General features: G+C 49.1%; 23 protein-coding genes and 2 pseudogenes. 12 read left to right on the top strand and 13 right to left on the bottom strand.

Features of this window, described 5'->3' with window-relative positions; all coding sequences use genetic code 11:
- Window positions 1-164 precede the first annotated feature (164 nt).
- The 4 genes and pseudogenes from queD to HMPREF0201_RS18515 form a co-directional block, all read right to left on the bottom strand.
- Window positions 165-527, bottom strand: a complete 363-nt coding sequence (gene queD, locus HMPREF0201_RS18530) for a 6-carboxytetrahydropterin synthase QueD (protein ID WP_016538292.1) — start codon at window positions 525-527, stop codon at window positions 165-167.
- A 271-nt stretch (window positions 528-798) separates the two neighbouring features.
- Window positions 799-1,508, bottom strand: a pseudogene (locus HMPREF0201_RS23415) (transposase); the annotation flags it as partial.
- A 342-nt stretch (window positions 1,509-1,850) separates the two neighbouring features.
- Window positions 1,851-2,471 carry an inovirus Gp2 family protein gene (locus tag HMPREF0201_RS18520; RefSeq protein ID WP_016538290.1) on the bottom strand — a complete coding sequence of 207 codons (621 nt, stop codon included), beginning with the start codon at window positions 2,469-2,471 and terminating at the stop codon, window positions 1,851-1,853.
- A gap of 458 nt (window positions 2,472-2,929) precedes the next feature.
- Window positions 2,930-3,151, bottom strand: a complete 222-nt coding sequence (locus HMPREF0201_RS18515; RefSeq protein WP_016538289.1) for a helix-turn-helix transcriptional regulator — start codon at window positions 3,149-3,151, stop codon at window positions 2,930-2,932.
- A gap of 350 nt (window positions 3,152-3,501) precedes the next feature.
- Between HMPREF0201_RS18515 and HMPREF0201_RS18510 the strand changes: the two genes are divergently transcribed.
- The 7 genes from HMPREF0201_RS18510 to HMPREF0201_RS18480 all read left to right on the top strand — a co-directional run bounded on the left by HMPREF0201_RS18510 (window position 3,502) and on the right by HMPREF0201_RS18480 (window position 8,863).
- Window positions 3,502-4,344 (top strand): hypothetical protein, encoded by an 843-nt coding sequence (locus HMPREF0201_RS18510; RefSeq protein WP_147293943.1) that lies wholly within the window; start codon window positions 3,502-3,504, stop codon window positions 4,342-4,344.
- Window positions 4,345-4,396: 52 nt separating this feature from the next.
- Complete coding sequence (locus HMPREF0201_RS18505; protein WP_244878521.1) at window positions 4,397-5,287, top strand: GTPase family protein; 891 nt, start codon at window positions 4,397-4,399, stop codon at window positions 5,285-5,287.
- A 299-nt stretch (window positions 5,288-5,586) separates the two neighbouring features.
- Window positions 5,587-6,138, top strand: a complete 552-nt coding sequence (locus tag HMPREF0201_RS18500) for a hypothetical protein (protein ID WP_016538286.1) — start codon at window positions 5,587-5,589, stop codon at window positions 6,136-6,138.
- Window positions 6,139-6,143: 5 nt separating this feature from the next.
- Entirely contained in the window at window positions 6,144-6,647 is a 504-nt protein-coding gene (locus HMPREF0201_RS23410) for a hypothetical protein (RefSeq protein ID WP_244878520.1), read from the top strand.
- Between the two features lie 413 nt (window positions 6,648-7,060).
- Window positions 7,061-7,531 (top strand): RadC family protein, encoded by a 471-nt coding sequence (gene radC / locus HMPREF0201_RS18490; RefSeq protein WP_016538283.1) that lies wholly within the window; start codon window positions 7,061-7,063, stop codon window positions 7,529-7,531.
- A gap of 61 nt (window positions 7,532-7,592) precedes the next feature.
- Window positions 7,593-7,913: a TA system toxin CbtA family protein gene (locus HMPREF0201_RS18485; RefSeq protein ID WP_016538282.1), complete on the top strand. Its 321-nt coding sequence runs from the start codon at window positions 7,593-7,595 to the stop codon at window positions 7,911-7,913.
- A 113-nt stretch (window positions 7,914-8,026) separates the two neighbouring features.
- A complete protein-coding gene (locus HMPREF0201_RS18480; protein ID WP_016538281.1) occupies window positions 8,027-8,863 on the top strand; it encodes a DUF4942 domain-containing protein in 837 nt (278 codons plus the stop codon).
- Window positions 8,864-9,336: 473 nt separating this feature from the next.
- Here HMPREF0201_RS18480 and HMPREF0201_RS18475 read toward each other — a convergent pair whose 3' ends face one another.
- On the bottom strand, window positions 9,337-10,335 hold the full coding sequence (locus HMPREF0201_RS18475; RefSeq protein WP_160160639.1) for an endonuclease/exonuclease/phosphatase family protein: 999 nt from the start codon (window positions 10,333-10,335) through the stop codon (window positions 9,337-9,339).
- A 79-nt stretch (window positions 10,336-10,414) separates the two neighbouring features.
- Complete coding sequence (locus HMPREF0201_RS18470) at window positions 10,415-10,702, bottom strand: helix-turn-helix domain-containing protein (RefSeq protein WP_016538279.1); 288 nt, start codon at window positions 10,700-10,702, stop codon at window positions 10,415-10,417.
- Between the two features lie 455 nt (window positions 10,703-11,157).
- Here HMPREF0201_RS18470 and HMPREF0201_RS18465 point away from each other — a divergent pair, with 455 nt between their 5' ends.
- On the top strand, window positions 11,158-11,589 hold the full coding sequence (locus HMPREF0201_RS18465) for a hypothetical protein (protein WP_016538277.1): 432 nt from the start codon (window positions 11,158-11,160) through the stop codon (window positions 11,587-11,589).
- 4 nt (window positions 11,590-11,593) lie between these two features.
- Here the strand turns inward: HMPREF0201_RS18465 and HMPREF0201_RS18460 are convergent, their stop codons facing one another.
- The 7 genes and pseudogenes from HMPREF0201_RS18460 to HMPREF0201_RS18430 form a co-directional block, all read right to left on the bottom strand.
- Window positions 11,594-12,046, bottom strand: a complete 453-nt coding sequence (locus tag HMPREF0201_RS18460) for an acyltransferase (protein WP_016538276.1) — start codon at window positions 12,044-12,046, stop codon at window positions 11,594-11,596.
- A gap of 76 nt (window positions 12,047-12,122) precedes the next feature.
- Window positions 12,123-12,647, bottom strand: coding sequence for a DUF3455 domain-containing protein (locus HMPREF0201_RS18455; RefSeq protein WP_016538275.1), 525 nt, complete (start codon window positions 12,645-12,647; stop codon window positions 12,123-12,125).
- On the bottom strand, window positions 12,644-13,171 hold the full coding sequence (sodC, locus tag HMPREF0201_RS18450; RefSeq protein WP_016538274.1) for a superoxide dismutase family protein: 528 nt from the start codon (window positions 13,169-13,171) through the stop codon (window positions 12,644-12,646). The genes HMPREF0201_RS18455 and sodC overlap by 4 nt, the downstream gene beginning before the upstream one ends.
- Window positions 13,172-13,638: 467 nt before the next feature.
- Window positions 13,639-14,397 (bottom strand): annotated as a pseudogene (locus HMPREF0201_RS18445) (type IV toxin-antitoxin system AbiEi family antitoxin domain-containing protein); the annotation flags it as partial.
- A gap of 167 nt (window positions 14,398-14,564) precedes the next feature.
- Window positions 14,565-15,281 (bottom strand): nicotinamide riboside transporter PnuC, encoded by a 717-nt coding sequence (pnuC, locus tag HMPREF0201_RS18440; RefSeq protein ID WP_016538272.1) that lies wholly within the window; start codon window positions 15,279-15,281, stop codon window positions 14,565-14,567.
- Between the two features lie 2 nt (window positions 15,282-15,283).
- Entirely contained in the window at window positions 15,284-16,030 is a 747-nt protein-coding gene (locus HMPREF0201_RS18435; protein WP_016538271.1) for a nucleoside phosphorylase, read from the bottom strand.
- 60 nt (window positions 16,031-16,090) lie between these two features.
- Entirely contained in the window at window positions 16,091-16,801 is a 711-nt protein-coding gene (locus HMPREF0201_RS18430) for a Crp/Fnr family transcriptional regulator (protein ID WP_392397293.1), read from the bottom strand.
- Window positions 16,802-17,019: 218 nt separating this feature from the next.
- Here HMPREF0201_RS18430 and HMPREF0201_RS18425 point away from each other — a divergent pair, with 218 nt between their 5' ends.
- From HMPREF0201_RS18425 to HMPREF0201_RS18410, 4 genes are all read left to right on the top strand, one after another.
- Window positions 17,020-17,352 (top strand): YegP family protein, encoded by a 333-nt coding sequence (locus HMPREF0201_RS18425; protein WP_016538268.1) that lies wholly within the window; start codon window positions 17,020-17,022, stop codon window positions 17,350-17,352.
- Between the two features lie 106 nt (window positions 17,353-17,458).
- Window positions 17,459-18,643: an anthrax toxin-like adenylyl cyclase domain-containing protein gene (locus HMPREF0201_RS18420; protein WP_016538267.1), complete on the top strand. Its 1,185-nt coding sequence runs from the start codon at window positions 17,459-17,461 to the stop codon at window positions 18,641-18,643.
- A 108-nt stretch (window positions 18,644-18,751) separates the two neighbouring features.
- Window positions 18,752-19,015, top strand: coding sequence for a hypothetical protein (locus HMPREF0201_RS18415; protein WP_016538266.1), 264 nt, complete (start codon window positions 18,752-18,754; stop codon window positions 19,013-19,015).
- Window positions 19,012-19,740 (top strand): Fic/DOC family protein, encoded by a 729-nt coding sequence (locus tag HMPREF0201_RS18410; RefSeq protein ID WP_016538265.1) that lies wholly within the window; start codon window positions 19,012-19,014, stop codon window positions 19,738-19,740. The genes HMPREF0201_RS18415 and HMPREF0201_RS18410 overlap by 4 nt, the downstream gene beginning before the upstream one ends.
- Window positions 19,741-19,742 lie beyond the last annotated feature (2 nt).

Genomic DNA, 19,742 nt, shown 5'->3' with positions numbered 1-19,742 from the left:
TATTATGTTCAACTACTAATTTTAGTACAAATAGCCTGCAATATAAGAATGAAGTTAAATTAGGTTAGTGTTACATGTCCAATGTTTTCGTATAACTTGTTGTATAATAATCAGTTATTGAAATTACTGAGATAACTGGTACAAAAAGTTATCTCAGTAAGAAGTTATTCTCCCCGATAAACACATCCTGCAGTGCAAGTCTCTTTTACGACAACTGCGCTTAGGATTGGTAGTTGTGGTTTAATTTGATCCCAAATCCACGCTGCAAGGACTTCGCTGGTAGGGTTCTCAAGACCCAAGATGTCGTTGAGATAATTATGATCTAAACGATCCAGCGTCGGTTTGAAAATCGCTTTTAGTTCGGCGAAATCAATAATCCAACCGGTATGCTTATCTACCTCCCCTGTGATTTCAAGGCGTACAACAAAAGAGTGTCCGTGTAAGCGACCGCATTTATGACCTTCCGGTACGTTAGGAAGGCGGTGTGCGGCTTCAAAAGTGAAATCTTTGTATAACGTTGTTTTCATGGCAGCCTCATCTATTTGTTATACAGTAACAATAAGCAGGAAGATTTCCTAGCGTTTCTAGGTTGGTAATTGATCATCTATTTGATGAGTACGATTGTTCCTGTCATTTGCCCATGGGTCTGTTTTTGGAGGAGTGGTCACTTAATTAGATCTATTGTTTTCAAAGGTAATAATCGTTTGCACATACTGTATGCTGGCACTGCCTCTTGAGGGGAAGGATCTTTAGTGTACAGGGTGGATTTGACCCTATATATCCAGACGCTTTTTCTCTCTTACGGTTGCTCTCAGCCACCGCCACGCGTCTTTTATGAGCCCGCTTCCGGTGGTTATCAGCAGACTTATGCTCGAGAAGCAGATGGTGGGTGCGCATAATGCGGTACACTCGTTTTGCGTTAACAACAGACAGTCCGTCCTTCTCAGACTCCCGTCGCAACAGCGCCCATATCCGTCGATAACCGTACGTGGGCAGGTCGGCCACGGCGGTATTTATCCGGGATAACACAGTAGTATCGTTAAAACTGGATTGTCGTCTGCGGTTCTGCCAGTCAGACTGTCGGTGAATCCTGATACTGAGGTGCGCATGCGACACACCAATGCTCCGGCAAACGTCGGCTATTCGTCGTCCCTGGACAATAAGGGCGCATGCGCAATCCATTTTTTTGCCCGGCCGTACTCCACAGCTTCTTTCAGTATTTGAGCTTCCATCGTCTTTTTGCCTAGAAGGCGCTGTAGCTCACGGATTTGCTTATTGGCGGCATCAAGTTCAGAAGCAGGCACAACTTCTTCGCCCGAGGCCACGGCAGTTAGCGAGCCATCTTCATATTGCCTGCGCCATTTGAAAATCTGGTTGGCATTGATACTGTGCAGGTGCGCGACATGAGACACGGTCATACCGGGTTCCATAGTCTGCTGAATAATGGCTATTTTTTCCTGCGGTGTACGGCGGTGACGCCGCTCAGGTCCTGATAACACTTCAACCATCTTATTATTCTTACGGGTGTAAAGTATAGGTCTAAGACTATTTCTTATCTTAAGAGAGGCGAAGTGTCTGGTGATCTATGGCGCCAGTCTAACTGCACTATATGTGCTACACGCGCCGGTAATATCAGTAACCAGCTAAGGATAGGCGCGTAGTTGAAAATTAATGGTCGGTTTTAGGTGACCACTACAGATGTACTGAACACAAACGTTGAAGCAGTTATGTGAGCTGGGATGACTTGAATATATTCAATGTCGAGAAATTATAATCTAAACGTATAACCAAAAGCTGCCTTGTGTTTATTTAGCAAAGTAGGGGGTGTCACTCCCCCTGAATCATTTGACTTATTTGACACTACACCCGAATGAACGCTCTTCTTTGCTGTAAACTTTGGTGTGTTCTTTGGCGAAATAGCTCAGGTGGTTCCGTAATCCCAAATGCTGTTGTGCATAGCGATCATATCGTAGACGCTCCAGATAGTGTGGCGTGTTGTTGAAGGCAACCAGCGTTCTGTACTCAGGAAAATCGAGTAGGCCTAAAGCACTTAACCAAGCCTCACTAATGTAACTTCCTAAATTATGGTCCTCTTTTGAATAGTTCCCTAAGCTATTAAAGGTGTCTTTATTAACAAAAATGGCAGCATGATAATGAGATTTACCACTGGTCCCCACCTCTCGCACCCAGACGTGTCTTATATTCGTCGGACACACTTGCAATTCCTTTCGCTTACGTCTTTGCTGATGGGCTGCTATACGAGCTCTGAGAGCCCCCTGAAAACGTTCCATTAACCCTGTCTTCAGGTCAGGGATACAGGCAATACTGTCGCCTTTATCGTAGTAATTGGGAAGTCTGAGTACGAAGGTGAAAACCGATATTCTGCTATGTTCCCCGGTCGCGTTGCTAATGATTTTGCTAATACTTTTCATATAATCAGTATTAAGCTCTCCGAAATGACTACTGGTCATGGGAATTTCTCCTGTTGGTATATTTCAGTTGTGGGATGATTTTTTCTAAGAACAAATGGAAACGATGAGTCAGCTTTAAGGTGATGAAAATAAATGGCAATATTGTATATCTTTGATATTAGTTTCAGCTGTAAATGCACAGCTTATTGGAACCATACTTGTCTGTTGGTAATAACAATATCCTGATGGTTAGATATAATTTTTGTCTTTTATGAATTTAACTGCCTACTAATCTGTTACCCTATAACAACTATGTTTCTTTCAATGTGCTCAGTATGCTTAGTCTGATTATTTATTAAATTGACTTGCTTTGTTAATGTACTTAGTACATGTACATTTAATATATATACTGTGCCAAAATTAATTAACGTCATATTAAAAACCTTGTGGGACATGGCTTGTCGTTATTAGAGTGTGTATTTTTTACTCCAGGGTTATCACTGATGAATATGATTTTTTTACATACATTCTGAACTATTACGTGAGTCTGCAATAATCTGGTGCATCCATGCTTCTACTTCGCTCTTAAGCCAGCGGGAACTTCGTCCCAGTTTAATTGGCTTTGGGAATTTCCCCTGACTAATGAGTTTATAAAACCACTTGTCTGTCATTTCGGTATAGGTGGTGATGAATGCCATATCGACAAGCTGGTCGTTCAGCAATGCGGGGGATGTGTTCATGGGGATATCTCCTTTACGTTAAAAGTGAAGGAGGAATGACTGTGCTCCGGGTTGTGTTGCAGCCTTCCTCAGAGGATTGGAAGGTCGTGTAAAAAAATATGTCGCATGCTGTAGGGCAGGCATTTTTATCCTGTCCAAGGAAAAGGTTACTCCTGATGTATTCAAAGCACCTGAGTATGTTATCTTACTGAAATTAAAATTAAGTAAAAAAAGTGCTGCACTTTTTTGTTATATAAAGTGCCACACTTATGGAGACAAAAATGCCCAGCCATCATCGAATCACTGTCAACCTGCCAACCCGAGAGCTCTGCAGTTCCCTGAAGGGACTGGCACAGAAGCGAGAGTTGACGATGTCCAGACTTATCCTGGACATTGTCATTGCATGCCTGAGGTTTGATACTTCATCAGCCCGCTTTTTGGAAGAGTTACGTCATGACTTAAAAGAAGGGAATTCAGGTGAAGAGCGCTTTAACGGAAATGAGGCGAAAATTTTACATCGCACAACCATAGTGGTACCGAAAAAGGATAACGGCGATACTTGTGAGCAGATTGTACTGAAAGCTGTTGGATGTCGCCTTCCTGATTATGAATTCACAATGCCTGAAATAAGCAGTCAAAGCGAGTTCCACTCTAACGCTAAAAGGATAATGAATGATGCAGCCAGAGAAGAAGTGCGGAAGGCATTGAAAAAATATATTTTGAGTAAGGTACCTGTGATTACCTGTCAACTTGGTGGAATCCCTGATTTTCTTCATATGTTCGTCAAAAAAACAATGGTTAAATATTATGAGGATAATGACTCATGCTGTAATGTCAAAATTCAGACCATATTGCATGTGTTACCTCTTTTTTTGAATGATGTCAGGAATAGCAGACTTGATTTTCCCGGGGTCAGATTCCGACAGTTCAAAGCTCTGGCAGTTAAAGGCTGGGATAAAAATAAATATGAAAAAATGGTCTTTATCGAGAATGCTTCAGAAACGAAGTCGGGAGGGTATTTTACTGGACTGGCCTGGAATAAGATGGGGAATATAGATGAAATTTATGAAGGCTATGAGATGTTTAAAATAGGCAGTGCAGAAGAACCGAAAACCATATATTGCAGAGTTCATATGAACGACCGAGATATAAAATTCAAAAATACAATGCCGCTTTCACTTCCAAAAAAAGACAACCCGACATCATCAGAGTGAGCACGGCAGCCAGTATAACTGCCGCACTGTTGTTTAACTCACGGAGGTAAAGGTGTCAAACCGTATTCTTACCGGGCAAATTCCTGATGCCCTGAAACACTCCCTTTCCTGTCTCCCAGGTATTCTTTCGGAAGTAATGATTGAGCGCATACTCAGCTGTGTTCATTACGAACCCCTCGTTGGCATTATAGGAAAATCAGGCGCAGGTAAATCCAGCTTGTGTAATACCCTGTTCAGCCCACCGCCAGCTCCTGTTAGTGCCGTTGGAGGAGGAACACGACATGTCCAGCGCTACCAGGTTTGTCGTGGCTCACACACCCTCCATCTTGCCGATTTTCCTGGTATTTCTGAAACTCCAGAACTCGACAGCGTATACCGGCGTCTCTACCAGACGTGGGCCCCGAAGCTCGACCTGATTGTATGGGCGCTTAAAGCAGACGAGCGGGCCTGGAAAGATGACTTGCGGTGTTATCGCGAATTAATTAACTCAGGAGCCGCCCCCGAGCGCTTTCTGTTTGTCCTTACCCAGGCAGATAAAATGGAGCCATGCCGCGAATGGGACGGTATAAAGCATCACCCTTCTTCCCACCAGGTTGCCAATCTCTGTGCCAAAGTTGAGCTGGCTGAAACTCTGTTTGCGGTAGTCCATCCTGTTATCGCCGTATCAGCAATGGAAAACTACAATCTTGAACTGTGGGTGGAAGCACTGATTCATGCATTACCGGTGAACAGCAGTAGTGCAGTATCCCGACATCTTGCCCCGGAGTTACGCACAGAATGTGTTCGGGAGACAGCAAGGGATAGCTTCGTCCGTGCCACGGGTGAGGTGTTTGATGAGGCTGTGGCGGTAGCGCAGATACCAGGAAAACTGGCACGACATCTGCGACAGCTTCGCAGGCATGTCCTGTCAGCTATCCGCGCAGTCTGGCATTTCTTCTTCTAAAGTGTTTTTTTTACTGCCTGTTTGATCTGTTTTAACGATCAAAATCACAGCATTAAATAGTCTGTAACTATCAAAAATTAAATATCGATCGATTTTATTGATAGATGTGAGCGATCAATTTCCGTGTATCGATCTGAATTAACAATTATCCCACTCTCCGATTAGCCAGTACGATCTGCGCTGCATATCTGTTTTTTCTCTGTTGTTAGCTTCAATTATTCACTGTTTATAAAGGAATATTCTATGTTTCGTTTTATACTCTGGCTGCCTGACATTTACTTTCGTCAGGAGACTCATCAATGAAATCGTATCCATTATTACGCCAGGATCTTTTCGCGTGGTGTCTGGCAATTGTACTTCCGGCGCTCTGGGTCGTGTTGTACCTGAATTTCCCTCAGAATGTGGCTCTTATTATTTATATGGTTCTGGCTCTGGTCTGGGTTTTGTTTGACCGGGTTAATCAGATGAAACAGGGGATTGTGCCGCCCTCATTTCTCTGGTTCTGGTTTCCGGCAGTATATCTACGCCAGCGCGATCAGATGCAGGATAAACCCTGGCGACTGATGCAGGTCTGGTTGTTATGTACCGTTCTGTCTTTAGTGGTGATATACCAGTTCAACCGGCAGTCGGGGACTGAACATCTGGCTCAAAGTGCCTGTACGGTTGTGACCAAAATCATGCAGGACGAGGGGATTGATGAACGCTGTATTCGAATCACTGATATGAAAGAAGAGGTTCAGGGGCGTTTTTGGCAGGCACAGGCGCTAATGAATACGGGTGTTAAGGAGCCAGTGACCATTGAGGTCAGGGGCAGAAAGATTTATGTCGTATTACCGGAAACAGGGGAGTGAAAAAAATGAGTACAGTTAATACAATTACCCGCAGCCTGGCATTGAGTGCTGTAGCTTTATGCATTACTACATCAGCTACACATGCGGTCACATCGGATGCACTCCGCCAGCGTTGTGCAAAACCTGTATTTTACGCTCAGACAGCAAACCATAAAAAAGAAGTCGAAATTTGCATTATTGCTCCATCGGTTTCATATTCCTTCGGAAAAACGGGTGCGAAAAGCAAAGAGATGGATATCACCGTGCCGGTTGCAAATACTTCATATGCCTATCAGAGCAATCAGGCGATAAGTATTCAGGATTTTACGGTCAAAAATGGTGATACCAGTTACCAGATTTCGGCAGGAACGAATGACTCCGGTGAGCCACTGGCATCGCTCTACGTGTATAAAGGTACACCGGAGACTGGCAAGCTTCTGGCCGAAATTAAATTGGACCCTGCTACGGTGGCGAACAATATTAGTCATTCGCTTGCAGAGGAAGGGGTTAAAGAGTCAGACAGCCTTTGATAATTTATTCCGCTGATCTCTGGATCATGATGCTTGTTTTTGTGTATCGGGCATTTTAAGTGTGTGGGCTGACTGAATATATCTGCGAAAGTTAGCTGGAATAAAACGTGCATTAAAATCTTAACTAAAAGCAAATTCTCATATTTATCTGCCATATTTCACTGTACTGAAAGGGCTGTTCCTCCTGAGGGAGGAACAGCCCTTTTTCTTTTCTGTCCGATAAGGCGTTTTCCCAACGATTGAAGGTAAATGTGCCCATGTACCACAGTGAAAGGTATCGATGGCAGTGTGAAGCTCAGTCGTGTCCTTTGGGGAATGGCTTAGAACATGCCACAGCTTGTTTTATGGTTCTTTTTGTCATCCTTCAGGCCTTGTCAGGAAACCAAAGGGACTTTTTATCTTAAGGAACAATTATGTTTGTATTAAATCTGCCCTCTGTATTTCCCGCAAACGAACAGCGGGTGATCCGGCGTGCGTTGCGATTACTGGAGAAATACCAACGGCAACCGGGTGAACAGTTTCTCTCCACCTGCTTCACCAAAACCTGGCTTCAGCTACAGCTCGCTCATCAGGAGCGTGAAGTTTTTATCGTGATGTATCTCGACAACCAGCATCGTTTGCTTGAGCGGGAAATACTGTTTACCGGCACGCTCAGCCATATCGAAGTCCATCCCCGAGAAGTGGTTAAATCGGCCCTGAGGCATAACGCTGCTGCGGTCATCCTGGCCCATAACCATCCCTCGGGTTCGGCAGAAATCAGCCAGCAGGATAAACACATCACTCAGCGGATAGTGAAAGCGATGGCACTGGTAGACGTGCGGGTGCTGGATCACCTTGTGGTTGGGAATGATGTGGTTTCTTTTGCTGAGCTGGGTTTGCTTTAAAAGGAGGCCTTCTGGCGTCCAATAATATCGTTTTAGTTATTCTTCTCTCAGGACTCAACTTATGCACATCTCATTTGTACCGGCCACGGTGCCGGTTCCATCACGCCTGCCACCCGTCCAGGTCTGGCAGCAACTGTTAACATATCTACTGGAACACCATTACGGTCTTACACTCAACGATACGCCATTCCATGAGGATTCCGTCATCCAGGAGCATATCGAGGCAGGAATAACGCTTGCTGACGCGGTGAACTTCCTGGTTGAACGTTATGAACTGGTACGCACTGACCGCAAAGGGTTTACCTGGCAGGAGCAAACACCCTTTCTGACGGCTGTCGATATTCTCAGAGCCAGGCGAGCGACGGGATTAATAAATACTTAAATTCTTCGAGCTTCACTCCTGATTTATACCTCCAGACTTCTCTCCTTTTTTATTCACCGCATAATGCGCCTGCCACTTCCTGCAGGCGTGTTTGCTTTTATGGACGATTAACTATGCAAACAGAACCCGATGTATTAACGGATCACAATGACCTTATCCTTTCGACAAATATTGAACGTGTAGTCACTGGCCGCGATACCGCGCTGGTGCAAATTGAGCAACTCATCCAGCAACTTGACGCTATATCAGGGCTAACGGCCGAGATCGGCGGGGGAACTGCGCAAGACTGGGCCATGAAGTCCGGGCACTGTTACGATAGTTGGCTGACAGAAAAGACGGATAAAGCAATGCCTGCCATCACCCGTAATATCGATCGCAGTATCTGGCGTGATTTGATGTTGAAGTCCGGCATGATGGCCTTGATGGATGCACAGGCGCGTGACCAGTGGCATAAAAATCTTGAGGAAGGCGAGCTACCGGCTATTAGTGAGGAGAATATTCTCAGCACCTTTGAACAGTTACATCTCAACAAAATGGATGTTTTTGAACGTGGTGTCATCAATGTCTTCAAAGGCCTGTCGTGGGATTACAAAACCAATAGCCCATGTAGCTTTGGTAAGAAGATCATCATCAACAATTTGGTGACGCATAACCGGTGGGGGTTCAGCCTGAACTGGGGCTGGCGGCGGGATCAGCTGGCAGACTTAGAGCGAATGTTGTTTCTACTGGATGGCAAACCGATTCCCGGCAACCGGGGTGATATTTCTACCCGATTGATGGAACATATTCGCGATAATCCGGCGAAGGATGCTTACGAGGATGAATTCTTCATTATTCGTTACTTTCAGAAGGGAACAGCGCATTTGACGTTCAAGCGTTTGGAGCTGATAGAGAGGATGAACGACATCATCGCCAAGCATTATCCGGACATGTTAGCTAAGCCCCGTTGAAGCGGAGGGTTTCAATTGGTTCCTGCTGGAGAAAATGGCTTAAAAATGGGAGTATATGCATTGTTATAACTCATTGATTTTACATGGTGGCTAACTAAAATTGATTGAGTATACAAGTGAGTATACAAAGCAACATTGTATGGGTTTATATTTATGTAATTCAGTGCATTAGGTTGATTTGGCGAGTCCGGCCTTCGCACCCTCCAAATAGAACAAGCCGCACATAAGCGGCCTGTTCCAATGTAATTCACCACGAAGTGGTTAGGCAGATGACTCTCGATTACTTCGAATAGATCGTTCACGATCAACGATCTCCCCATTATTCCCAATATACTGCTCTGGCCATATCTCAGAAGGATATACCTCAAGCTCTCCAGGCACTCAATCTTTCACCGCCATGCCATAGAGTTTCCTACACCCAACAGCAAAAAGGGGCGCTAAGCCCCTTTGGTGAACATCAACATCAGAAAAAATTACTGCTCCAGCAATTTCAAACGCATAACCAAAGGCAAATGATCGCTGACCGCAGGCCAGTTAATGCCTTTTAATTGCTGCTGCTTGCCTGTAGGCAGAAGGATCTCGGTGGTTTCCCAGCGTTGGCCTTTAAATGTCAGGATATGGTCGATGGCTGCTGCCGGGTTTATGGCAGGCCAGGTTCTGGCGTCAAACTCAGACGGCATCAGGCTTTGCCAGTAGCGCTGGAATCCCTGCATTACCGGGCTTCCGGAAACATCGTTGAAATCGCCAGCGAGTATTTTTATCGACGTTTCTATGTTGGGGAAGCTGGAAGTGATATTCCCGGCTGCAAAGTCGTTGATAGCGTACATCTGCTGCATGCGTATGGCCGGGTCTTCCTGCCAGTCGAGGTGGCTGGCGATGAATACTATCGGGCTGCTGAAACCGGGTTTTTGTACTTCGGTTGCCAGCATTATGCGCTGTTCTACTTTTGGCGATGGTAGCGGGAGCGCTTCGTGGCGGGTGATTGGGTAACGTGAAAGCACGGCTATGCCGTATTCCCCGCCCTCAAAATCAATTGTTTTCCCAAACACACCGTACATGCCAGTCAGCTTTTTTAACTGCTCAAGCTGGTTAACGTCGCCGCTGCGTCGAGTGTTTTTATCCACTTCGCTCAGGGCGATGATGTCGGCATTTAAAGCTTTAATCGCCCTGGCTACGGCGTCGATTGTGCCAACTCGTACCGCCGCTATGTTGTAGGTGGCAACGGTAAGTTCTGGTGCTTTTGCGGATGGGTAGATTTTATTTGGAGTTCCGACTTTTCCGGGGGTGAGCACCACCAATTCACTTTCTTTGGCCGCAGTTTGTTCAGCGGCGTAGCTGGCCGGAATAGAGCTGATGATTACCAGGCTGAGGATAATTTTCCCGGCAGCCAGTAAATAGCGGCTGGCGCTTTTCGGGTTCGGCGTTTTTGTTGTTCCTGATGTAGCGATTGTTCGTAGCAATTTAGATTTCATAAACGGCATTCCTTCGCGATCTTATAAAGGATGAATGGATATGGCTGGTCAGGGTAAACCAGCCGTAAAGGGTGAATCTTTAATGGCTTTCCGTCGCCCCATCTTTAATCCCGGGGCTGCATGTTTGTGTCAAAGCTTCTCGTGGCTGGCGGTTATCGCCCTGGGCAGCGTATCTACCCGGCCAGATTTCACTCGGATGCACACCAAGCGCACCGGCAATTAAAAACTCGCCTTTAGGCCAGGGGCGTGTAAGCGCGTTCGCTAATGTTGAAGAAGCCAGCCCGGCTGCTCGCGAAACGGCTGCCAGTGACGTTCCTTTTTTACGTAAACCCGCAATAATATCTGCCGAATGCCAATTCTCATTCATAACTCCCTCCACTTAATTATTTAACGGTTATTTCTTAGTTCGTGATCTAACTTAAAATAAATAAAAGTGGCTGGATACTACGAAGAACGTAGCTTTATAGTTATGAGAGTTAAATTGGCAAAAAAGTCTTGGGTTCTTAAGTTATCGTTTCTTTTTACATGGCTAACTAATTGATGGTAAATGATTAATGTGTTTATGTTATCTGGTTTTTTATGGTGTAGACCATTTAATGGTCACAAGTTTTAAATTTATTTAAATGTCGCGTGGATGATTTTATTTATTATTGGGTGTTTAAGTAAGCGTGCTAATTTATGGAGTTGAATAACTGAGAGGACATTATCTCTGATGATATAAGCGTGCGGGAATATCGCAACCACAATGGGGTGCGTGGCATGGTCAGTTTCCGTATGGAGACAACCCACACGACCAGTTCTGGATTAAACAGGGAATAGATTATGCTAAACGGCACGGTTATTAAGCGGCTGCACTGCACCTTAACCGGCGTGCTGCTGTTGCTTGTTGTGAGCTTTGCTGCGTATCAGTATTACTTCAATGGCCCTCGGGACGATGTATTTTTCTCCCGCCAAAAAGTCACAGCTACCACGTTTTTATATATCACCCGCTACAACCGCGGTGGAGCTACGGTTTCGGAGGTCTATCGCTATTATCTGGACGGCAACCTGCCAGGTGACCCAATGCCTCACCTGAAGAAACGTGTTCCGTTTCTGGTTGCGGGAGTGGGGGATGCAAAGGTCACAGGCTATGCCAGCCATATCAATGTTACGCTAACTGGCCGGGTCTATTCGTTCACCAACTCTGATTTGTTCTACGATGGTAATACTGCGGTGATGCCAGTTATCAGCATTACGGCTAACGGAGTGCGTTAGAAATCTAAATATTCCGCATCAGCCGGGCAGGGCTGCCAACATAAACCCCAGGCACCAGAATATCCTTCGTCACCACGCTGCCCGCCCCAACCACCGCGCCGCTGCATATATGCGCCGTCAGGATGGTACAGCCGCTGCCCAGGGTGACGTTATCCCCAAGGGTGATGGCTATCCAGTTCTCCGGGTTGGGGTCTGGCCTGCCGCTGCGGAACAGGTCGTTGGCGAAGGTGACGCCGTGGCCGATAAAGCAGTTCCTGCCGATGGTTACGTTCTCGCACAGGAACGAATGGGACTGAACCCGCGTGCCGGAGCCGATAACGCAGTTGCGCTGTATCTCAACAAACGGCCCGACGAATACGCCGCTGTGCAGCGTGCATTCGTAGAGATTAACCGGCTCAACAACCGTTACGTCGTCGCCCGCAATCACATCCCGGATGCCGCTTTTAAGGATTTTCATAAACGCCTGCCCTGGTTCACGTAGTCACGCCCATTAAACAAAAGTCCCGGCTCCGCAGCCAGGACTTTGTTGGCGGTTATTTGCTGTAAAAACGGTAGGTTGCGGTGTAGGGCACTTTCAGCGTTGCGCCAAAGGTGGCCGGGTCGCAGGCCGTTGGCCCGGTCACGCCGCCGTGGGTGTCCACGCGCTGGATGCTGCTCACGCTGGCGAACAGGCCCGGCTGCGGTTCAGCGCTGCCGGTCAGCAGCAGCCACGGGATCGAGCCTTTATCTTTCGCCGGGCGAGTGGCGCTTACCGTTCCGGCTACCACGCTGCCGTCCGTTGCCTGCCAGTGCGGGCCGTCAAAGTGTTTCGCGACCAGGTGCTTCAGGCCTTTGTCGCTGAACAGGTCCGCTTCCGGGGCCTGGAACACCCAGCTGCCGGTTTTCGCATCTGCGTCCGCCGCCGCGCAGCGGTAAATCTGCACCCCACGGGCATAAAGCTCGGTTTGCAGGTGCTCGCCTTTTGGCGCGTCTATGGAGGGGGCTGCCGCGTTTGCCAGGGCCGGTAAGCCGCTGACCATCAGCGTGAGGCAGGCCGCGCTTAAGAGGCCGCTTCTCATTGTGTGACTCCGCAAACAATACGTGCGCCGCCGCCGCCCAGCATTGCCGGGTGGTCTGAGTGGTTGTCGCCCCCGGCGTGGACCATCAGCGAGTGGCCTTTAAGGTCGGCCAGGCGCAGGCGCGGGGCCAGTACCGGGTAGGTTGCCGTCCCGTCGCTGTCCACATACAGAGCTGGCAGGTCGCCGAGGTGGCCATTGCCCCACGGGCCTTCATGCTTCCCGGTGTGCGCCGGGTCGAAGTGGCCGCCAGCCGCCTGGCCCGCCACCATTTTGCCGTCCTGCATTGCCGGGCCGCAGTTCGGGTTTGTGTGAACGTGGAACCCGTGAATACCCGGCGGCAGGCCTTTCAGGTTCGGGGTGAACAGCACGCCATACGGGGTGGCGTGGTATTCAACGGTGCCCGCCGGAGTGGATGTACCGCTGGCGTCCACGGTGTTCATGGTTACGGTGGCTGCCTGCGCCAGGCCGGTACAGGCCAGGGCGGCAATACAAAGCGTCTGTTTTAGCGTTTTTAACATGTACATAGTTAACCCTGTATTTTTATCTGATGGTGCACAGAGACAGATGTCGCAACATTTTCTGCTGCGGTCGTATACGTCGCAGCCAGCCGGTTATAACAAACTGTTCTCCCGCTTGTTTGATTGCTCTGATAGGTAAAATTGTGGCGTAAATATCAGCCTGAAGATTTTAAATAATAATATTTTCATAAGGTTATCCTGCTGTCATGGTTGATTAGAGGATTGTGTCTGAATGAAAATTTAAAAAGGATAAACAGAGGTTCAGGGAAGTGAAAATAGTCGTCTAACGATCGTTAAAAATAATGAAGCTGCTAAGCCGTGAATCAAGCATAGATGATTAAGCTGAGAGAGGCGTGGCCCGTCGCTTAAAGTAACGAGATTAATAAAAAGCTTATTATTTTCATCAGGCTTTCTATATCAGATATATCTGACGTGAAAAGGGCTGCAAGGTGGGCGAACCGTTCTTTTAAACCTCAGCCATTAGCGTTACGAAAAAACGCCTCGGGGATCGTTATTTGGTAACGCTTATCCAGCTCCCCTTCGGGGATTACCTGTCTTTTTCCTGCGCCTAAATCGATATGCTCTCTCTCAAGCTTTTTACCCCAGGCATGCTGATAGTAATCGGCAAAAAACAGATACAGTCGCTTTGTCTGAACCGACTGGCTTACAGATAGCAGGTGCTGCACTTTGCGCGGGTTGAGATTGATCAGCCCCTGAAACAATTCTGCGGCATGCTCAAAAGATATATTCCCCGGCACTGCTCTGAGTATTTCATAGGCCGCCAGCTCTGGCGTGCTGGCCGTGAGCGTTTTGCCGCTTACTTCGCATTTGGTCCGGTATTTTTCGCCAGGATTGGGTAGCTTCAGGCCGGAAATAATCAGCCATTCCACACCCGGAAATTCCCTGAACCATTTCGGCAGGGCTACGTTGCCTTCTACGGTCAGCCAAACCTGCTTCTGCGAAAGTTGCAGGTAATGCGAACGGCCCTGGTAAGAAAGGCTGCTCAAGCCCGCAAGGCGAACAGGGATGGACAGCTGATATTGCAGGCAAAAAACGGCATCGCTCCATTCCGGCTGCCGCCCCGCACGCGCATAGACACCGGCACGCAATTTGTTTAACCAGCCATTTTGCGCGTATTTATGTGCCAGCGACGGGCTGATGCCATGCAGGGTCATCCACGATTGCAGGACGAGATCTCCGGGTAGAAAATTTTGCAAAAGCCAGTTTAATTTTTACGACATAGATTAACCATCGGTGTCACTAAATAAAAATAAGTAAACTATCGGTGGAGTGTTGTGTCAATCAGAAGTGCCGGTTGTAAGGCCGGTAATGTGAGGATGAGCAGAGTTGGTGGCTTGAAAAGTCAGGGCCGCTAAGCGGCCCCGATAAACAGTAATAATTATTCCAGAGGCCGGGAGCCAATCAGCTTAGCGCTCTTAATCCACGCCACGGAACCCATCACCGCAATCGCCGTCAGCAGGATGTACTCCAGCGACATGGCGTACACGCCCTGAATGGCGTAGATAACCACGCTGATAACGTCAATGACTATCCACAGCAGCCAGTTTTCGACGTATTTACGCGTCATCAGCACCATGGCCGCAATGGAGAGGATCAACATTGCAGAGTCCCAGAGCGGGAAGGCGTCCGGCTGTAGCTGTGGCATTTCTACCGCCACGCCGAGGCTTTGCATCACGCCCACCGCAATGCGGGTCAGCACCGCGAATACCGGGTCGATAAAGAAGGTCATCAGGGCGATGGCAACGGCGCAAACCAGTGCCAGGGTCATGGCTTTGCTGCGCGGCAGCCAGCGGATTTTCAGGGCGGCTTCGTTGGCTTCGTTCTGGCGGCTCCAGGCGTACCAGCCATAGAGGTTGGCGGCGAAGAAGAACACCTGTAATAGCAGGCTGGCGTAAAGCTGGATCTGGAAGAAGATCGCGGCAAAAAGCGTGACGTTAATCAGACCAAACAGGTAGTTAATTATTTTCTCTTTGCTGGCAAACCAGATGCAAAGCAGGCCGAAAACGGTGCCGATGGCCTCAATCCAGGACAGCGCGTAGCCGCCTTCGCCGAGCGGGATGGTGACCATCACATTCTTAATGCTGAAGAAATCCATGATTACTGCTCCTGGCTGTCAAGGTAGAGCGCTTCGAGGGCGAGTAAGATCTCGCGGGATTCACCCTGCTGGCAGGTATGTTCCTGCTGCTGGTAGTTATTAATGCCTTCTTCCAGGCTGCCGCTGTGTTCAACCACCACGTTAAGCACCGAGGCAATACGCATTCCGCGCAGCGAGCCGACCACCATCAGCGGAGCGGTTTCCATGTCCGCCGCCAGAATGCCTTTGGCGGACCAGTACTGGTTAATCTCGTCTTCCCGCTCGGTGTAGAAGCTGTCGTGGCTGCGCACGTAGCCGCAGTGGCTCGGGTAGCCCAGGTGCTTAGCCTGCTGCGCTATGTGGTGTACCAGGCCGATGTCCGCGCAGGCCGGGTAGCCGGGGTCGATGTACATCTTGCTGGTGCCTTCGTCGCGAACGGCGGCGGTGGCAATCACCAGGTCGCCGAGGCGAATATGGTTTTGCATAGCACCGCAGCTGCCGATGCGGATAAGGTTGGTGACGCCAATCTGGCGCAACTCTTCCACGGCGATGGCGGTTGAAGGCCCGCCCATGCCGGTGGACATCACCAGGACTTCCACGCCCCGGAACCAGCCGCGCAGGGAGCGGTATTCCCGGTTACTGCCAAAGTCTTCCACGTTGTCCAGATGTCTGGCGACGTGTTCCACGCGTTTCGGGTCGCCCGGCAGCAGCGCATAACGGGCGTGCGTCATCTCCCGGCGGAGCCGGATATGGGGCTGGAGTTGGGTCATGGTGTTTTTACCTGGTCGTAGAGCGAGCCATTTAAAAGGGCTCCGGGTTTATCGTTTTAGTTAATGTTCGGCGTGCTGGTGCAGGCGCTGCGGGTCAATAACCTGAATCTGCTCGCCGTTAATCGCGATAATATTTTCTTCCCGCAGTTCGGATAAAATCCGGTTAATGCTGCGCGGCGCAACGGCGAATTGCTCGCTTAATTGCTGCTTGTTAATCACAATGCTTTGGGGCGTATTGCTCCCGGTTTGCAGGAGCTTTTGCCATAAAACCAGGCAAATACGCTGATGTAACGAATAAAGAATGTCTTCTCCGGCCTTTTTCGATAGCTGGTAATACTGGTGGCTAACGGCCTGTAATATTTTTTGATTAAAGTAGTTATCTAATGCCAGCCAGCGGCAAAAATCTTCCCGGGCTAAAACTAATAACGCTGCATCGCTAACCGCTTCCACCGAGCAGATGTACTGGCGCTGTTCAAATATCTCCAGTTCACCCAGCATGTCGCCTTTTTTATAGCGTGCCTGGGAGTATTTACGGCCATCGTCGGCGGTGGTAAATACGTCAATCTCGCCTTTTATTATCAGGTGAAATTCGTCGCATATTTCACCCTGGCGGAAAACCAGCGCCCCGCGGGGAAACTGCTTCAACTGCCAGCTGCGTAAAATGTCCAGCGGGCAATATTTCAACAGTTCGTACAGCACCGGGTCACCGGTCACTCTTTCGATGACGCTTAGCCAGTCGCTCTGTCTGCTCTCGCTTTTCATGCTGCTCAATATAAAATTTCCCGTCAAATAAGGACAGGACGCCCGTCCTGCGTTGCCAACAGATTAGCCTGAAAACTGCCAGCGGGATCTTAAATCGGCGTAACGGTCAGGACATTTGTCCCGGCCGGGTAAAAGCGGGAATAAGCAGGTTGCCGGTTTTTCGTACATACTCATTTTGTAGTTCACCCAATCCATTAACTGTTTATGATTTTAATCAAGGAGTTAACATGTCAGGTTGGTTCGACTTAAGCAAAAGCAGCGACGGGCAATATAAGTTCGTTCTCAAGGCCGGAAACGGCGAAGTCATTCTCACCAGCGAGCTGTATACAACGCGCAGCTCGGCGGATAACGGCATTGCCTCCGTGCGCACCAATAGCCCCTTAGATGAGCGCTACGACAGGAAGGTTGCCGCCAACGGTAAGTTCTATTTCAACCTCAAAGCCGGGAACCATCAGGTGATAGGCACCAGCCAGATGTACGCCAGCGAATCCTCGCGCGAGAAGGGTATCGCCTCGGTGAAAACCAACGGTGGAACTGAAACGGTGAAAGACAACACTTAACGGTGATGCAAGGGGCAGCACACGCCGCCTTGGTGCCTTTGCGTGATGCTGCCCCGGCGAGGCCAGGGCTGGATAAATACCTGATGCCCACCGGAGCTGGCCCGTAATGAAAGTTGGCGTTCCTCTTGTTCCTTTCAGCCCTCCTGCCAGTGCCACGCAGGCTGCCAGCAGGCCTGGCCGCAACGCGCTTGAGCAGCAGGTCGCGCAGATCACGGCTAAAACGGGCATGGTGCCCGCCCATCTTCTGCCTTTGCAGCGCGTTGCCTCTGAATACAACTGCATCATCGGTATTCGCCCGGTAGATAAACTGGCGACGGACCTGATTGCGGCGGGGCACCCGACCAAGGGGTTCCATATCAAGGGGAAAAGCGCTTCCTGGGGGCCGCAGGCGGGGTTTATCTGCGTTGACCAGCGTTTCAGCAAACTGGAGCGCGACGCAGGCGAGCGTATAGCCAAATTCAACCAGCAAACGCAGTCCTGCATACGCGAAGGCTATGCGGCGGCAGTGCCGCTGGACGTCTCCCAAAGCCGCCTGCAAAGCCTGTTTCAGAGCGGCATGCTCGGGCAATTCTCTGCCGAAGATGCAAAAGGCGTTTGCAGAGTCCGCTCCAGCGGGCCAAGCGGCGAGCATTATGAGTTTGAAGCGCAGCGGCTACCGGGCCGCGGAGAAGCGCGTTATCGCATCCTGCACAAAGGCGCGCCGCTTGAGGTGCTTGCCCCGCATGCGCAGGCGCGAGCCTTCACCGCAGATTACGATTTAATGCTTATCGCCCCTCACGTCCGCGACCTGGGGCGGGAGGACAATTTGCAGGTGCCGGACGTCTCGCATCAGGTCTTCCGCCAGCGGCTGGAAAGCTACAGCAAGCTCCCGCTTCACCCGGAGCTAAGGCGCGACTACGAAGACGCCGCCAGCTTCTACCGCAGGAGCGACGAAGAGATGGGCAACTCGTCGCAACGAGTGCGGCATATGGTCGGTGTAATTAATCAGGCGCTGGTGGGCAAAGGCGAGCCGGTGGTCCACCACGCGACGGACAGCGCCAACCCGGTTACCGACCCGGAAAGTAATTACCCGGCAACCTTCGCTCTGCCCGGCAGGATAGGGCGCTTCAACGCGCTGTGCGTAATAGAGAACAAAGATGAACTTGCGGAACTGGTGATGCAGGCCAAAAACGCAGGCTACCATGTGCCGCTGAACCCGTTATGGGAGAAAGAAGTGCTCAGAGCCCGCAGCCCCCGTTTTGACGATGCGCGAGCCAGAATCGAGGCGGCTATGTTGGCAAGGCACCGTTGAGTTTTACTACCTGAAGAGTGTTTGAGCTTGGTCGGGGCGAGCCAGTGCCGCCTGGAGACATCATTATCCCGATGTGCTAAAATTTAACCAACAACTGAGGGGTGTTCTATGGCCGAGATGATGCTCGAAAGTGTTGCAAACTATGTTAAAAAAATAGCTGAAGATCATGATGTTACACCAGGTCGTGATGACATAAGCCGTATGGCCGTTGCTATTACCGGCCTTGCTGACGATATTGTGGAGCTGGATGATGTGGAACAATTACTCGTTAATCTCAGAAGAAGGGGTGTGCTAACTAAAGCCGAGATTATTGAGATCCAGGGGCGTTATTTTAGTGAGCAAAGGCATTTTCGTAAGATAATTAATGCATGACTTTTGATCCCTTTGGTGACTTTACGAAAGCAGGATACCTCCAAAACGCTCTTCAGCTTAAAGAACCTGATGAGGTCAAAAGAGCGGAACATCTTGTTTTCGAGTTAAGTATTGAAGATGCACTCGCTTATTTGGCTGAGACGGAAGTCGTAAGCTACTCATCGATTCTTAAAGTCCACGAAATTCTTTTCTCAGATTTCTATCCCTGGGCGGGAAAAGATCGCAATGATCTGGTCCCGCATCTGGCCGTCTTTAAAGGCTCTCAGGATAACCCCCGTCATACTGTTTTTGAACGCCCCGATTCTATTCGCCGGGCGGCTGAATATGCGCTTTCTCTGGCAAGTAACCAGGCAAGCTTTCGTAACAAACCGGGTGAAGTCATGGGGCTACTGGCTTTTGCTCACCCTTTTCTTGACGGAAATGGTCGCACTATTCTGCTGGTATTTATGGAACTGGCTTTTCGGGCCGGATTTACCATCAATTGGTCGCAGACCAATAAAGATGATTATCTGCGGGCGCTCAGCAATGAGATCGGGGAGCCTTCTAAACGGCATCTGGATAGATATCTGCAACCCTTTGTCGTCAGTATTGCCAGCCGTGATAGCTGGCCGCAGATTATCGGCGGTATCAGAGGGCTGGATGGGTTGGACAAAGAAAATGTCTCATATGAAAGCCTGGATAATCCTGAAGTACAAAAGATTTACACGACTTATCGTGCCGGCTAAGC

The organism is Cedecea davisae DSM 4568 (genome assembly GCF_000412335.2).
Taxonomy (GTDB): domain Bacteria; phylum Pseudomonadota; class Gammaproteobacteria; order Enterobacterales; family Enterobacteriaceae; genus Cedecea; species Cedecea davisae.
This window is presented reverse-complemented; position numbering and strand designations above follow the sequence as displayed.

Coding starts and splice junctions, on each gene's coding strand:
- HMPREF0201_RS18480 (WP_016538281.1), top strand. CDS start 8,027: ATGCAAACAGAACCCGATGTATTAACGGATCACAATGACCTTATCCTT.
- HMPREF0201_RS18460 (WP_016538276.1), bottom strand. CDS start 12,046: ATGAAAATCCTTAAAAGCGGCATCCGGGATGTGATTGCGGGCGACGAC.
- HMPREF0201_RS18515 (WP_016538289.1), bottom strand. CDS start 3,151: ATGAACACATCCCCCGCATTGCTGAACGACCAGCTTGTCGATATGGCA.
- HMPREF0201_RS18435 (WP_016538271.1), bottom strand. CDS start 16,030: ATGACCCAACTCCAGCCCCATATCCGGCTCCGCCGGGAGATGACGCAC.
- HMPREF0201_RS23410 (WP_244878520.1), top strand. CDS start 6,144: ATGAGTACAGTTAATACAATTACCCGCAGCCTGGCATTGAGTGCTGTA.
- HMPREF0201_RS18470 (WP_016538279.1), bottom strand. CDS start 10,702: ATGAATGAGAATTGGCATTCGGCAGATATTATTGCGGGTTTACGTAAA.
- HMPREF0201_RS18465 (WP_016538277.1), top strand. CDS start 11,158: ATGCTAAACGGCACGGTTATTAAGCGGCTGCACTGCACCTTAACCGGC.
- pnuC (WP_016538272.1), bottom strand. CDS start 15,281: ATGGATTTCTTCAGCATTAAGAATGTGATGGTCACCATCCCGCTCGGC.
- sodC (WP_016538274.1), bottom strand. CDS start 13,171: ATGTACATGTTAAAAACGCTAAAACAGACGCTTTGTATTGCCGCCCTG.
- queD (WP_016538292.1), bottom strand. CDS start 527: ATGAAAACAACGTTATACAAAGATTTCACTTTTGAAGCCGCACACCGC.
- HMPREF0201_RS18510 (WP_147293943.1), top strand. CDS start 3,502: ATGTCCAGACTTATCCTGGACATTGTCATTGCATGCCTGAGGTTTGAT.
- radC (WP_016538283.1), top strand. CDS start 7,061: ATGTTTGTATTAAATCTGCCCTCTGTATTTCCCGCAAACGAACAGCGG.
- HMPREF0201_RS18520 (WP_016538290.1), bottom strand. CDS start 2,471: ATGACCAGTAGTCATTTCGGAGAGCTTAATACTGATTATATGAAAAGT.
- HMPREF0201_RS18425 (WP_016538268.1), top strand. CDS start 17,020: ATGTCAGGTTGGTTCGACTTAAGCAAAAGCAGCGACGGGCAATATAAG.
- HMPREF0201_RS18410 (WP_016538265.1), top strand. CDS start 19,012: ATGACTTTTGATCCCTTTGGTGACTTTACGAAAGCAGGATACCTCCAA.
- HMPREF0201_RS18415 (WP_016538266.1), top strand. CDS start 18,752: ATGGCCGAGATGATGCTCGAAAGTGTTGCAAACTATGTTAAAAAAATA.
- HMPREF0201_RS18475 (WP_160160639.1), bottom strand. CDS start 10,335: ATGAAATCTAAATTGCTACGAACAATCGCTACATCAGGAACAACAAAA.
- HMPREF0201_RS18455 (WP_016538275.1), bottom strand. CDS start 12,647: ATGAGAAGCGGCCTCTTAAGCGCGGCCTGCCTCACGCTGATGGTCAGC.
- HMPREF0201_RS18485 (WP_016538282.1), top strand. CDS start 7,593: ATGCACATCTCATTTGTACCGGCCACGGTGCCGGTTCCATCACGCCTG.
- HMPREF0201_RS18500 (WP_016538286.1), top strand. CDS start 5,587: ATGAAATCGTATCCATTATTACGCCAGGATCTTTTCGCGTGGTGTCTG.
- HMPREF0201_RS18420 (WP_016538267.1), top strand. CDS start 17,459: ATGAAAGTTGGCGTTCCTCTTGTTCCTTTCAGCCCTCCTGCCAGTGCC.